14 protein-coding genes and 1 tRNA gene are annotated in these 12,584 nt (G+C 66.4%); 4 read left to right on the top strand and 11 right to left on the bottom strand.

The genetic code is table 11. The features are described from left to right. Positions 1-26: 26 nt before the first annotated feature. The 11 genes from glp to fabI form a co-directional block, all read right to left on the bottom strand. Positions 27-1,193: a gephyrin-like molybdotransferase Glp gene (glp, locus tag EZM81_RS00515; RefSeq protein ID WP_136644399.1), complete on the bottom strand. Its 1,167-nt coding sequence runs from the start codon at positions 1,191-1,193 to the stop codon at positions 27-29. After that, positions 1,190-1,669: a cyclic pyranopterin monophosphate synthase MoaC gene (gene moaC, locus EZM81_RS00520; protein WP_136644400.1), complete on the bottom strand. Its 480-nt coding sequence runs from the start codon at positions 1,667-1,669 to the stop codon at positions 1,190-1,192. Before moaC ends, glp begins: the two co-directional genes overlap by 4 nt. Further along, positions 1,666-2,478: an indole-3-glycerol phosphate synthase TrpC gene (gene trpC, locus EZM81_RS00525; protein ID WP_135447294.1), complete on the bottom strand. Its 813-nt coding sequence runs from the start codon at positions 2,476-2,478 to the stop codon at positions 1,666-1,668. The genes moaC and trpC overlap by 4 nt, the downstream gene beginning before the upstream one ends. Positions 2,479-2,491: 13 nt before the next feature. After that, positions 2,492-3,505 (bottom strand): anthranilate phosphoribosyltransferase, encoded by a 1,014-nt coding sequence (trpD, locus tag EZM81_RS00530; protein ID WP_136644401.1) that lies wholly within the window; start codon positions 3,503-3,505, stop codon positions 2,492-2,494. Beyond that, positions 3,502-4,089 (bottom strand): aminodeoxychorismate/anthranilate synthase component II, encoded by a 588-nt coding sequence (locus EZM81_RS00535; protein ID WP_135447290.1) that lies wholly within the window; start codon positions 4,087-4,089, stop codon positions 3,502-3,504. The genes trpD and EZM81_RS00535 overlap by 4 nt, the downstream gene beginning before the upstream one ends. Before the next feature lie 193 nt (positions 4,090-4,282). Next, positions 4,283-5,791: an anthranilate synthase component I gene (gene trpE, locus EZM81_RS00540; protein WP_135447288.1), complete on the bottom strand. Its 1,509-nt coding sequence runs from the start codon at positions 5,789-5,791 to the stop codon at positions 4,283-4,285. Continuing rightward, entirely contained in the window at positions 5,791-7,662 is a 1,872-nt protein-coding gene (locus tag EZM81_RS00545) for a peptidylprolyl isomerase (RefSeq protein ID WP_136644402.1), read from the bottom strand. Before EZM81_RS00545 ends, trpE begins: the two co-directional genes overlap by 1 nt. A 66-nt stretch (positions 7,663-7,728) precedes the next feature. Next, a complete protein-coding gene (locus EZM81_RS00550) occupies positions 7,729-8,922 on the bottom strand; it encodes an aminotransferase (protein ID WP_136644403.1) in 1,194 nt (397 codons plus the stop codon). Positions 8,923-9,002: 80 nt separating this feature from the next. Next, on the bottom strand, positions 9,003-9,527 hold the full coding sequence (gpt, locus tag EZM81_RS00555; protein WP_135447281.1) for a xanthine phosphoribosyltransferase: 525 nt from the start codon (positions 9,525-9,527) through the stop codon (positions 9,003-9,005). A 9-nt stretch (positions 9,528-9,536) separates the two neighbouring features. After that, positions 9,537-9,689, bottom strand: a complete 153-nt coding sequence (locus tag EZM81_RS00560) for a hypothetical protein (RefSeq protein WP_211195372.1) — start codon at positions 9,687-9,689, stop codon at positions 9,537-9,539. Between the two features lie 32 nt (positions 9,690-9,721). Then, positions 9,722-10,552 (bottom strand): enoyl-ACP reductase FabI, encoded by an 831-nt coding sequence (gene fabI / locus EZM81_RS00565; RefSeq protein WP_135447277.1) that lies wholly within the window; start codon positions 10,550-10,552, stop codon positions 9,722-9,724. 96 nt (positions 10,553-10,648) lie between these two features. Between fabI and pdxH the strand changes: the two genes are divergently transcribed. The 4 genes from pdxH to EZM81_RS00585 all read left to right on the top strand — a co-directional run bounded on the left by pdxH (position 10,649) and on the right by EZM81_RS00585 (position 12,502). Continuing rightward, the gene (gene pdxH, locus EZM81_RS00570) at positions 10,649-11,251 is read left to right on the top strand and encodes a pyridoxamine 5'-phosphate oxidase (protein WP_136644405.1); all 603 of its coding nucleotides are present in this window, start codon (positions 10,649-10,651) and stop codon (positions 11,249-11,251) included. A gap of 116 nt (positions 11,252-11,367) precedes the next feature. Beyond that, a complete protein-coding gene (locus EZM81_RS00575; protein ID WP_136644406.1) occupies positions 11,368-11,901 on the top strand; it encodes a cold-shock protein in 534 nt (177 codons plus the stop codon). Continuing rightward, positions 11,898-12,383: a DUF192 domain-containing protein gene (locus tag EZM81_RS00580; RefSeq protein WP_135447270.1), complete on the top strand. Its 486-nt coding sequence runs from the start codon at positions 11,898-11,900 to the stop codon at positions 12,381-12,383. Before EZM81_RS00575 ends, EZM81_RS00580 begins: the two co-directional genes overlap by 4 nt. A 42-nt stretch (positions 12,384-12,425) precedes the next feature. Then, positions 12,426-12,502: transfer RNA gene (locus EZM81_RS00585), tRNA-Pro, on the top strand. The last annotated feature ends 82 nt before the right edge of the window (positions 12,503-12,584 follow it).

The following is a 12,584-nucleotide window of genomic DNA, read 5'->3' on the forward strand; positions in this document are numbered from 1 at the left end:
TTGTGTCAAGGCTTATCCACAGGGCGTCACAGTGGCAGATAGGGCACCGTGTCCCCGACGCGACAGGGCGGGGCATCCACCGGTCGGATCAGCAGCGCGTCGGCCTGGCCGAGGATCGAAAGAAGTGCAGAATCCTGCCGGTCGAAGGGGGTGATGCCGGGGGGCTCGCCAGGGGTCAGCCTCGCGCGCATGTAATGTGCACGGGGTCCGTTTGCGGGCAGGTCCACCGCCAGCCGGGCCTGCCGCGGCTGCGGCGCTGGCGCGGGCTGCCCTAGCATGGCCCGCACCATCGGCAACAGGAACAGGTGACCGCAGACGATGGCCGAAACCGGATTGCCCGGCAGACCGAGAAGCGGCACCCCGTTAAGCCTGCCCGCCATCAGCGGTTTGCCTGGGCGAAGGGCCAGCTTCCAGAAGCTGTGTTCCAGCCCCGCGACGCGGCCGACAAGATCGTGGTCGCCGACCGAGGCACCGCCGATGGTAACGATAAGATCGGCATCCGCCGCAAGGTCCAGCACGGTTTGCAGCTCTGCGGCATCATCCCGCGCGATGGGTAACATCCTTGCCACCCCGCCCTCGGCCTCGATCATCGCCTTCAGGGCAAAACCATTCGAGGCGATGATCTGGTCGGGGCGCGGGTTCTCGCCAGGCATCACCAGCTCGTCGCCGGTCGCAACCAGGGCAACCACGGGCCTGCGGGTCGCCTGAACGGCAGGAATGTTCATCGCGGCAAGCAGCGCCAGATCGGCAGGGCGCAGGCGGCGCGGGCCAAGGCTGTCGCCGGCGCGGAAGTCCTGACCCTGCGGGCGGATGTTGGTGCCGTCCTCGGCGCTGCACTTCAGGGTGATCCGGTCACCGTCGCGGATCACGTCTTCCTGGATCACCACGCGGGTCGCACCTTCCGGCACCGGCGCGCCGGTGAAGATGCGCACCGCCTGGCCGGTGCCGATCTGGCCGGAAAAGGCATGGCCGGCCCCGGCCTCGCCGATCACGCGGAAGCTTTCGCCTGCAAGGGGGGCGCCCTGAATGGCATAGCCATCCATCGCCGAGGCATCGAAGGGCGGCTGGTCGCGGGTTGCCAGCGCCGGCACGCACATCCAGCGGCCCGCAGCTTGCGCCAGGGCAACGCTTTCCGGCGGAAGCGGCGCGACCAAAGCCAGGCAGCGGGCAAGCGCTTCTTCGACCGAAATCATCGCTTCGCCTCGTAACGTCCGGATTTCCCGCCATCTTTCAGGATCAAGCGAATCCCGTCGATCACCATGGCCTTTTCGACTGCCTTCACCATGTCGTAGACGGTCAGCGCCGCGACGGAGACGGCGGTCAGCGCCTCCATCTCGACCCCGGTCTGGCCCGAGGTCTTGACCGTGGCCTCGATCCGCACACCGGGAAGCGCAGGGTCGGGGGTCAGCTCCAGCGCGACCCTGGTGATCGGCAGCGGGTGGCAGAGCGGGATCAGATCGGCGGTCTTCTTCGCCGCCATGATCCCGGCAAGTCGTGCCACCGAAAGGACGTCGCCTTTCTTCGCCCGGCCCTCGGTGATCAGAGCCAGCGTCTCGGCCGTCATGCGCACCAGGCCTTCGGCCACCGCCACGCGGTCGGTCACGGGCTTGTCCGAGACATCGACCATGTGGGCCTGGCCCCGGTCGTCGAAGTGCGAAAGGCCGCTCACAGCCCGCCCTGTGCGGTGAAGGGGCGCGAAAGGATCGCCCGTGTCGCGGCGGCCACGTCAGCCTGCCGCATCAGGCTTTCGCCGATCAGGAAGCAGCGCGCTCCGTATTGCGCCAGGTCTGCCAGGTCGTCGGGCGTGTATAGCCCGCTTTCGGCGACGATCAGGCGGTCCTCGGGCACACGACGTGCAAGCTGTCGGGTCGTGTCCAGCGTCACCTCGAATGTGTGCAGGTTGCGGTTGTTGATGCCGATCAGCGGCGATTTCAGCCGGGCAGCGCGGTCAAGCTCGGCCTGGTCATGCACCTCGATCAGCACATCCATCCCCAGGTCGAAGGCTGCCGCCTCTAGTTCGGCCGCCTGCACATCGTCAAGCGAGGCCATGATCAGAAGGATGCAGTCTGCCTTCAGCGCGCGCGACTGCACCACTTGCCAGGGATCATAAAGGAAATCCTTGCGCAGGCAGGGCAGGTCTACCGCGTCATGCGCCGCCACCAGATAGTCATCTGCGCCTTGAAAGCTCGGCCCGTCGGTCAGGACCGAAAGGCAGGTGGCGCCACCTGCCGCATAGGCGCGGGCCAGCGCCGGCGGGTCGAAATCGGCGCGGATCAGGCCTTTTGAGGGGCTGGCCTTCTTGATCTCGGCAATCAGGCCATAGCCGGTGGAGGCGGCTTCGTGCAGCGCGCGGGCAAAGCCGCGCGGGGCAGGGGCGGCGCGGGCGGCGGCTTCCAGATCGGCCAGCGGCGTGGCGGCCTTGGCCCTGGCCACCTCTTCCAGCTTGTAGGCCTTGATGCGGTCGAGGATCGTGGTCATGGTGCCCCCCTGCTCAGGCATTGGTCAGGCGGGCCAGCGCCTGGACCTTGGCGCGCGCCGCGCCGGAATCGATCGATTCGCGGGCCAGTGCAACGCCCTCTGCCAGGCTATTCGCGCGATCGGCCACCATCAGCGCGGCGGCGGCATTCAGCAGAACTGCATCGCGGTAGGCGCCCGTAGCCCCGTCAAGAAGCGCGCGGAAGGCGGCGGCATTATCGGCCGGGCTGCCGCCGAGGATCGCCTCGAACGGGTGGGGGGAAAGGCCGGCATCCTCGGGGTGGATGGTGAAGTCGCGCACGGCGCCGTTCTCGACCGCGGAAACCGAGGTCGCCCCGCAAATGCTGATTTCGTCGGTGCCGTCTGCGCCGTGGACCAGCCAGGCCTTTTCGGTACCCAGCGTCAGCAGCGTTTCCGCCATCGGGCGGATCAGGGCATCCGAGAAGGCGCCGGTCAGCTGACGCCTGACCCCGGCGGGGTTGGTCAGGGGGCCGAGGATGTTGAAGATCGTGCGCGTTCCCAGTTCGGCCCGCACCGGCATGACGTGCCGGATCGCAGGGTGGTGCATTGGCGCCATCATGAAGCCGATCCCGGCCTCGGCCAGGCAGCGTTCCACCACCTCGGGCCCGATCATGACATTCAGGCCCAGTTCGGTCAGCGCATCCGCCGCGCCGGATTTCGACGACAGATTGCGGTTGCCGTGCTTGGCCACGGTCACGCCGGCACCTGCGACGACGAAGGCCGTGGCGGTAGAGATGTTGAGCGTGCCCTTGCCGTCGCCCCCCGTGCCCACGATGTCCATGGCACCCTCGGGGGCCTTCACCGGGTTGCACTTGGCGCGCATGACGCTGGCTGCGGCGGCGTATTCATCCACAGTCTCGCCGCGGGTGCGAAGCGCCATCAGGAAGCCACCCATCTGCGCAGGCGTGCCTTCCCCCTCGAACAGGGCCTCGAAGGCGGTCTCGGCTTCTGCGCGGGTCAGCGGGCGGGCGGCTGCGATGCCGATCAGGGGTTTCAGCCGGTCGCTCATGCGGGAACCCTTGCGCGGGCTTCGTCAAGGAAGTTCCGCAGAAGCTGGTGGCCGTGTTCGCTGGCGATGGATTCCGGGTGGAACTGGACGCCCTCGATCAGGTGTTGCCTGTGCCGCAGACCCATGATTGTTCCGTCTTCCAGCCAGGCGGTGACTTCCAGCTCGGTGGGAAGGGTGTCGCGCTCAACCACAAGCGAATGATAGCGCGTTGCCTGGAAGGGCGAAGGAAGTCCGCGGAACACACCCTTTCCGGCATGGTGCATCGTGCCCATCTTGCCGTGCACGATCTCGTGGCAGCGCACGACCCTGCCGCCGAAGGCCTCGCCGATGGTCTGGTGGCCAAGACAGACGCCCAACAGGGGAATGCCGGCAGTGGCCGCAGCGCGTGTCAGGGGTAGGCATATCCCGGCGGCGGCGGGGTCGCAGGGGCCGGGCGAAAGGACGATGACCTCGGGTGCCATGGCAATCACATCCTGCACCTCTAGCGCGTCGTTGCGTTTCACGACCACATCGGCGCCAAGCTCGCCCAGATAATGGACAAGGTTGTAGGTAAAGCTGTCGTAGTTGTCGATCAGAAGCAGCATGACGGCGGGTTCCAGGGGCGGTTGCAGTGGTTATCGCCGATGCTTCGGGCGGTGTAAACCGGGGGATATGCGGCGCGGCCGTGCCCCGGTGGCTGCGGCTGCTGCAAAATCAACAAGTTGGCTGTTGACCCGCTTACGATGCCTTTCGTTGGCCGACGGCAGGCCGCGCCGGTCCAGACGCTGCCGCCGCAGGTTAGCCGTTGCTGCGGCGGACGAAGAGGCCCGCATCCTCGGCCGCGCGGCGCAGAGCGTTGGATTTGTTGACTGTTTCCTGATATTCCGCCTCGGGGTCGCTGTCGTAGACCACACCGCCGCCGGCCTGGATGTACAGGGTGTTGTCCTTTACCACTGCCGTGCGCAGCGCGATGCAGAAATCCATCTCTCCGTTCGCGGCAAAATAGCCCACACCGCCGCCATAGATGCCGCGCTTTTCGGGCTCCAGCTCGTCGATGATCTCCATGGCACGGACCTTGGGTGCCCCGGAAACGGTGCCTGCCGGCAACCCCGCAAGCAGCGCTGAAAGCGCATCCTCGCCTTCGGCCAGTTCGCCCACTACGTTCGAGACGATGTGCATGACGTGGCTGTAGCGTTCGATGACGAAGGTTTCGGTCGGCCGCACGGTGCCGACCTTTGCGACCCGGCCCACATCGTTGCGGCCCAGATCCAGCAGCATCAGGTGTTCGGCCCGTTCCTTCGGGTCGGCCAGAAGGTCGGCTTCCAGCGCGCGATCCTCTTCCGGTGTCGCGCCGCGCTTGCGGGTGCCGGCGATGGGGCGGACGGTGACCTCGCCTTCGCGCAGACGAACAAGGATTTCGGGGCTGGCCCCGACAACCTGGAAGCCGCCGAAATTGAAGAAGAACATGAAAGGCGACGGATTGGTGCGCCGCAACGAGCGGTAAAGCGCGAAGGGCGGCAGGGGGAAATCCATCGCCCAGCGCTGCGAGGGCACGACCTGAAAGATGTCGCCCGCGCGGATGTATTCCTTCGCCTTCTCGACCGCGGCCTTGTAGCCGGCATGCGTGAAGTTCGATCGTGGCTCGCCCACGCTTGCCACCTCGCCCAGATCGCGCGGAGCAGAGGGTGCGCGGTCAAGATCGCGCAGCGCGTCCATCACACGTTCCGCCGCTTGCGCATAGGCTGCCCGTGCCGTGAGACCCGAGCCGACCCAGGCCGGCGCCACCAGCGTGACATCGCCCTTTACACCATCCAGCACCGCCACGACCGAAGGCCGCATGAGAACCGCATCCGGCACGCCGATCGGGTCGGGGTTTCCACCCGGCAGCCGTTCGACCAGTCGGATCATGTCGTAGCCGAGATAGCCGAACAGCCCCGCCGATACCGCGGGAAGCCCCTCGGGCATGTCGATGCGGCATTCGGCCAGAAGTTCACGCAGCGTTTGCAGCGGATGGCCGGAAAGGGCCCTGAATGCCTGCGGGTCGAAGCGCGCCTCGCGGTTGATCTCGCTTTCGGTGCCGCGGCAGCGCCAGATCAGGTCGGGCTTCATGCCGACAATGGAATAGCGGCCCCGCACTTCGCCCCCGGTCACCGATTCCAGCATGAAGGTGTCGGCCCGCGCGTCGCCCAGCTTCAGCATCAGACTGACCGGCGTATCCAGGTCGGCCGCCAGGCGTGCCCAGACAAGCTGGTTCTCGCCCCGGTTCCAGGCGGCCTCGAAGGCCTCGAAGGACGGCAAAAGCTGCATCAGGGCAGGCTCGCGTGGACGGCGTTGATGGCAGACTGGTCCAGCGTGATCCCGGCCTCGGCAGTCAGCGCGTTGGTATAGGCGGTGAAGGCGTCGGTCGAGATCGCCTGAACCGCCTGCGCGTCGATCGCGGCCTTCAGGGCCTCGGCCTCCGGGCCTTCGGTCTCGGCGGGCTGGATGCGGTCCAGCCGGACAACGGCGACGAAATCGCCATCCTCGATCACGCGGACATCGCCTTCGGCCATCTCGAATACGGCTGGCAGAAGCGACTGCGGCGTGTCCGCGATGAAACCGTCGCGCGCAATTTCCGGCGTCACATCGACGATTCCGAAGCTGCCGATGCCGGCTCCACCCTCGATGGCGGCCTTGATCTCCATCGCCCGGTCCGACAGCGCCTTGCGCAGGGCATCGGCCCGCCACGCGGTCTCGACGGCGTCGCGCGCCTCTTCGAACGGAATGGGGGCAGCGGGTACCACCTCGTCAAGGCGCAGGGTGACAAGGCCGCCATCCTCCAGCACGATCGCCTCGGGGAAGTCGTCGGCCTTCGCTGCATCCGCTGCGTTGCGGAAGGCGGGATATCCTTCGATCACGGCTTCGCCCTGCTGGCCCGGCACATGGTCCACCGTGCCAAGTTCAAGTCCCGCCTCCTTCGCAACATCCTCGAGGGTGGCGCCGCCGGCCAGCAGGTCGTCGACCAGTTCCACCTTGTCCGCGATCAACCGGCGCGCGGCATCGGTCTGGATCTCGACAGCCAGTGTCTCGCGCGCCTCGTCGAAGGTGGTCTCTTCCGCGGCCAGAACCGTGACCACCCGGAAGAGCGCAGGTCCAAGATCGGTGTCCAGCGGGCCGACGACCTCTCCCTCGTTCGCCGCGAACACGGGCCCTGCCGCCGTGCCCAGGTCTCTGGCGGTCACATCCCCCAGATCGACTGCATCCAGCGTCAGCCCGCGCGCAGCGACCAAAGCCTCGAACGTGGTGCCGGCGTCCAGCTCGGCCCGTGCAGCATCTGCAGCCGCCTGGTCGGGATAGACCAGACGCTCGACGATCCGGCGTTCGGGGATCACGAATTCGTCGATCCGCGCCTGATAAAGATCGCGCAGCACCTTTTCGTCCACCGGCTGGTCCTTGGCGATGGCGTCGGGCAGAAGGGCAGCATAGGTGATGCGCTTCGCCTCGGGCCGGGTGAAGCGGGCAATGTTCCCCTCGTAGTAGGCGCGCAGCTCCTCCTCGGTCGGGTCGGGAACGGGCGTGACAAGATCGGCCTCGCCCAGCCGCAGCATCGAAAAACCGCGGCGTTCGGCAATCCAGGCATAGAGCGTATCGGTCAGCGCCTTCGGCGCGACAAAACCGCCCGCGACCATTCCCTGCAGCAGTTCCCGGGTGATGTCACCGCGCAGGGCTTCTTCGAATTCGGCTTCGGTCTGGCGATTGCGGTCAAGCACGAAGCGATAGGCTTCGCGGTCGAACGCGCCGGAGATGCCCTTGAAGGCATCGATCTTCAGGATCTCGGAGGCCACCGTCTCATCCCCGACCGACAGTCCGATCCGCGCAGCCTCGTTGTCCAGGGCAGCGCGGGTGACCAGGCCCTGAAGCACCTGCCGATCAAGGCCGAAGGCCAGCGCCTCTTGCGCGGTCACCTGGCGGCCAAGCTGCTGCGACAGCGCATTCTGCTGGGCCCGGAAGGCCCGGGCGTAGGCATCGGTGGTGATCTCGGTCGAACCCACCTTGCCGATCGTGGTCACCCCGCCGCCGAAGTTGGTGACGCCGAAGCCGCCAAGACCCAGGATCAGCATCCCCATCATCACCCAGACGGCGGCTTCCTTCGCCTTGCTTTTCGGGCGCTTCACGTCGTCGTCCGGGGTCTTGGCCATGGGTCCGCCTTCGGGTTGATCTGGCAAGGGTGAATAGTGGCTGGCGCCGGGGCCGGCAAGACCGGATCAGGGGCGGAAAGCGGCCAGCCTGCGGAACATTTCCGCGATTCCCCGTGCATCGACATTGGCAAAGGCGATGCGGATCTGGCGCTTGCCGGCTTCCGAGCCCGCGGGCTGGAACATCGTGCCGGGCAACATCAGAAGCGAGGCCTCTGTTACCAGCCGCTTGCACAACGTGTCGCTGGCCATGTCGAACGGGTGTTCGACATAGGCGAAATAGGCGCCGCAGCCGAGCAGTTTCCATCCCGCAAGCGCACCGAACCCATCGACCATGGCGCGGCGGCGGGCAAGGATCTCGTCGCGTTCGCCTGCCACCCATTGCGTCAGGTTCTGCATCCCCCACAGCGCGCCGATCTGGCCCAGTTGCGACGGGCAGATGGCTACGGTATCGAGGAATTTCTCCACCTCGGCCAGCCGGGCGGCCCCTGCGACGATGGAGCCGACGCGATGCCCGGTCAGCCGATAGGCCTTGGAAAAGCTGTAAAGCTGGATCACCGTTTCCGCCCAGTCAGGATCGGTGAAAAGGTCATGCGGGCGCCCGCCCAGTTCGACGGAATGGCGGCTGTCAAAGTCGCGGTAGGTCTCGTCGATGATCAAGGCAAGACCGTGCGCGCGGGCCAGGTCGCGGAAGGCGGCGACGGTTTCGGCCGGATATTCCACACCGCCGGGATTGTTCGGCGTGACAAGGACAATGGCGCGGGTGCGGGCGGTGATCAGTGCCTCGGCGGCCTTGGCGTCGGGGATCAGCGTCGGTCCGGTATCCAGGGGCACCGTGCGCACTCCGGTCATGTCCAGCCACATCTTGTGGTTGAAATACCAGGGTGTCGGCAGGATCACCTCATCCACCGCGCCTGCCAGCGTGGCCATGACGGCGCAGAAGGCCTGGTTGCAACCTTGCGTGATGGCGACCTGGGTCGGCGCGATGGCCCCGCCATAGGCCGCCGAGAACTGGAGGGCGATCTCTCCGCGCAGCGCGGGCATGCCAAGGACTGGGCCGTAAAGATGGGCGTCGGGGTTGTTCAGTGCGGCATCGGCCAGCGCCTCGCGCAGGCCAAGAGGCGGGCTGTCCACCGGCGCTGCCTGGCTGACGTTGATCAGCGGACGGTCGGCGGGAAAGGTCACCCCCTGGATCCAGCGCCGGGCCTCCATCACGGGCGGCGGTTCGGTCGCGGCGAAGGCGGGGTTCAGGGGCAGGGTCAAGGCAAAACTCCTCGTGCGCTTCGCATCTGGTCGTTGGCCGCTTGCCCGGCGACGGGCACATGGAAGACGGCCGGAAGCGTTCAGTCCGCCCCGCGCATGGGCTGGACATACTGCAGCGCCATGTCCCAGGGAAAGAAGATCCAGGTGTCCTGGCTGACCTCGGTGATGTAGCTGTCGACCTGCGGCTTGCCATGCGGCTTGGCGTAGACGGTCGCGAAATGCGCCTTGGGGTAAAGGCTGCGGATCAGTTCCAGCGTCTTGCCGCTGTCCACCAGATCGTCGATGACCAGGATGCCGCTGCCGTCGCCCATCAGCTCGGCGTTCGGCGCCTTGATCACCTGCGCCTCGCGCCGTTGGTCGGCCTTGCCGCCGCCGGAATGATAGGACTTGACGCTGATCGTATCCACGACACGGATATCCAGTTCGCGGCTGACGATCATCGCCGGCACCAGCCCGCCCCGCGTGATTCCGACGATGGCACGCCATGTGCCGCCCTCGCCCGGGCCCTTGCCGTCCAGCCGCCAGGCCAGCGCCCGCGCGTCGCGGTGGATCTGGTCCCAGCTGACATGAAACCCTTTTTCGTATGGCAGACGTTCGGCGGACATGGCGACCTCTCAGGTGGCGATGATCTTCACGCCCGACAGGGCCGGCCCGGCCCCGAAACGGCGATGGATCGCGGGTTTCCAGCTGGAAAGCAGCTCCCGCCCGTAGGCGGGCAGGCAGATATGGCTGGTGGCAATGGCGCGGGCGGTCGGTGCAAGGGGCACCGTTGCGGCACAGGCGGGAAGGGCCACAGGCGTCACTGCCCGCCGTCCTTCCTGCCGGTCACGATGTCGATGTCGGGCGCGTCGATCGCCTTCATGCCGACGACATGATAGCCCGCATCGACATGCAGGTTCTCGCCAGTCGTGCCCGAGCCGAGGTCCGACAGAAGGTAAAGCGCGGCCTTGCCGACTTCTTCCTGCGTCACGTTCCGCCGCAGGGGCGAGTTCAGCTCGTTCCAGCGCATGATGTAGCGGAAGTCGCCGATGCCGCTGGCGGCCAGCGTCTTTATCGGCCCCGCGCTGATCGCATTCACCCGGATGCCGTCCTTGCCCAGATCCTCGGCCAGATACTTGACCGAAGCCTCGAGTCCGGCCTTTGCCACGCCCATCACGTTGTAATGCGGCATGACCTTTTCGGCGCCGTAGTAGGTTAGCGTCAGAAGGCTGCCGCCGGGCCCCATCATCGCACTGGCCCGCTGGCAGACTGCGGTGAACGAATAGACCGAAATGTCCATCGCCAGCAGAAAGCCGGCGCGCGAGGTGTCGACATAGCGGCCGCGCAACTCGTTCTTGTCGGCGAAGCCGATGGCGTGGACCACGAAATCCAGTTGCCCCCATTCGGCCTTGAGTGCGGTGAACAGGGCATCGATGCTTTCGTCACTGGCCACATCGCATTCGTAAAGCAGCGGCTTGCCCAACGAGGCCGCCAGCGGCTCGACCCGTTTCTTCAGGGCCTCGCCCTGATAGGAAAAAGCCAGGTCTGCCCCCTGGGCCGCGACGGCCTGGGCGATGCCCCAGGCTATGGACTTGTCGTTCGCAAGCCCCATGATCAGCCCGCGCTTGCCCTGCATCAGTCCGGTTGACATTCCCGTCCCCTTGGCCACCTTTTCGTTGACCAAGACGTGTAGGCGAAGAGGCGCGGCCCTTCAAGGCGCGTCCTTCCGCCGGGGCAAGGAGACATCATGGACCGCAGCGGCATCTTCGCGGGCGATGACCCGTTCCAGCTGGCGCGCGACTGGCTGAGCGAGGCCGAGCCGAAGGAACCTAACGATCCGAACGCCATCGCGCTGGCCACCGTCGATGCCGAGGGCATGCCGAATGTCCGCATGGTGCTGTTGAAGGAGATCGAGGCGGATGCCTTCGTCTTCTACACCAACTACGGCTCGAAGAAGGCGCAGGAGATTGCAGCCTCGGGCAAGGCTGCCTTCGTGCTGCACTGGAAGTCGCTGCGCCGCCAGATCAGGGTCCGGGGCTTCACCGAGCGCGAGGAAGGCCCCCAGGCCGATGCCTATTTTGCAAGCCGCAGCCTGAAATCGCGCCTTGGCGCCTGGGCAAGCCGGCAGTCGCAACCCCTGTCCTCGCGCGAGGCGCTGATGGCCGAGGCGGCGAAGGTCGGGCTGACCAAGGGGCCGAATCCACCCCGCCCGCCCTTCTGGGGCGGCATCCGCATCAGGCCGGTCGAGATCGAATTCTGGGCCGACGGGGCCTTCCGGTTGCATGACCGCTTCCGCTGGTCGCGCGACCGGGTGGACGGGGCCTGGAAAATCCAGCGCCTTTATCCCTAGTTTTGACACAGTTCGACCCGAGGGTGCCGCCGCGCTGCGGATTCGTACTTGAACCCGGCACAATATTGGCGGCATCTGGTCGCCTAGGGGCTCATTCTGGGGAGAAGGCTCTGCTTATGACTGACGAAGATGAGGTCATGCAGCTCGTGCATGGTCGCGTTAAGTGGTTTGATCCCTCCAAGGGTTTCGGTTTCATCGTCTCGGAAGAGACGAATGCGGATATCCTGCTGCATGCCAATGTTCTGCGGAACTTTGGTCAGGGATCGGTGGCGGACGGCGCTGGCATCGTGGTGAAGGTCCAGAAGACCCAGCGCGGCGTCCAGGCGACCGAGGTGATGCGAATCGACCCGCCCGAAGGTGTGGTCTTTCCGCTGTCCGACGAGGCGGGCCAGCTGGTGGGCGACGACATGCTTGCCCTGCCGCTGGAGCCGTCGCGGGTCAAATGGTTCGACAAGGGCAAGGGGTTCGGTTTCGCCAATGTCTTCGGCCGCTGCGAGGACGTGTTCATCCATGCCGAGGTGCTGCGCGTGTCTGGCTTTGCCGACCTTGCCGCGGGCGAGGCCGTGGCCCTGCGGATCATCCAGGGGCGGCGTGGGCGGATGGCGGTCCAGGTCGTGTCGTGGGAAACGGCAGCGCGCGGGGTGGCATGAGGTCTGTTCTTCTGATCGCCCTTGCCCTGTCGGCGGGGCCGGTTGCATCGGCGCCGGCCCTTGCCGAGGCGGCCTGTGCCCCCGATCGGGTCGATCTGCGCTGGGCAGGTGGCAGCGCAAGCTTCACGGTAGAGCTTGCCGATGACCCGGCCGAACGCGCACGGGGCCTGATGTTCCGCGAAAGGCTTGATCCCGCGGCGGGGATGCTGTTCGTCTATGAAACCCCGCTGCGGGCGCAGTTCTGGATGAAGAACACGCTGATCCCGCTGGACATGATCTTTGCCGATGCAGCCGGGCGCGTGACCCGCGTTCACGCCAACGCCATTCCGGGCGACCTGACGCCGATCGACGGTGGTGAGGGCGTGGTCTATGTGCTGGAGATCAACGGCGGCCTGGCCGCGCGTCTTGGTATCGCTCCCGGCGCCGAGTTGCGCCATCCGGCTATTGCGGCGGCAACCGCCGCCTGGCGCTGCGACGGATAACGGCTTTTCAACCCGCGGCGTTCCCGCTAAGGAAGGTCGCGTCGGGGCGTAGCGCAGCCTGGTAGCGCGACGGTTTTGGGTACCGTAGGTCGCGAGTTCGAATCCCGCCGCCCCGACCATCCCTTCGCTCCCTGCAGACCGAGCGGCCGGAAGTTGCGCATCCGCCATTGCCGCGCCCGCCTGCGGGGCGCATATCTTCGG

The organism is Tabrizicola sp. YIM 78059 (assembly GCF_004959785.1).
GTDB classification, from domain to species: Bacteria; Pseudomonadota; Alphaproteobacteria; order Rhodobacterales; family Rhodobacteraceae; genus Tabrizicola; species Tabrizicola caldifontis.

Bases quoted from the DNA above. Each gene is read 5' to 3' on its own strand.
- glp (WP_136644399.1), bottom strand. From the start codon at position 1,193: ATGATTTCGGTCGAAGAAGCGCTTGCCCGCTGCCTGGCTTTGGTCGCG.
- trpC (WP_135447294.1), bottom strand. From the start codon at position 2,478: ATGACCACGATCCTCGACCGCATCAAGGCCTACAAGCTGGAAGAGGTG.
- trpD (WP_136644401.1), bottom strand. From the start codon at position 3,505: ATGAGCGACCGGCTGAAACCCCTGATCGGCATCGCAGCCGCCCGCCCG.
- EZM81_RS00535 (WP_135447290.1), bottom strand. From the start codon at position 4,089: ATGCTGCTTCTGATCGACAACTACGACAGCTTTACCTACAACCTTGTC.
- trpE (WP_135447288.1), bottom strand. From the start codon at position 5,791: ATGCAGCTTTTGCCGTCCTTCGAGGCCTTCGAGGCCGCCTGGAACCGG.
- EZM81_RS00545 (WP_136644402.1), bottom strand. From the start codon at position 7,662: ATGGCCAAGACCCCGGACGACGACGTGAAGCGCCCGAAAAGCAAGGCG.
- gpt (WP_135447281.1), bottom strand. From the start codon at position 9,527: ATGTCCGCCGAACGTCTGCCATACGAAAAAGGGTTTCATGTCAGCTGG.
- fabI (WP_135447277.1), bottom strand. From the start codon at position 10,552: ATGTCAACCGGACTGATGCAGGGCAAGCGCGGGCTGATCATGGGGCTT.
- pdxH (WP_136644405.1), top strand. From the start codon at position 10,649: ATGGACCGCAGCGGCATCTTCGCGGGCGATGACCCGTTCCAGCTGGCG.
- EZM81_RS00575 (WP_136644406.1), top strand. From the start codon at position 11,368: ATGACTGACGAAGATGAGGTCATGCAGCTCGTGCATGGTCGCGTTAAG.
- EZM81_RS00580 (WP_135447270.1), top strand. From the start codon at position 11,898: ATGAGGTCTGTTCTTCTGATCGCCCTTGCCCTGTCGGCGGGGCCGGTT.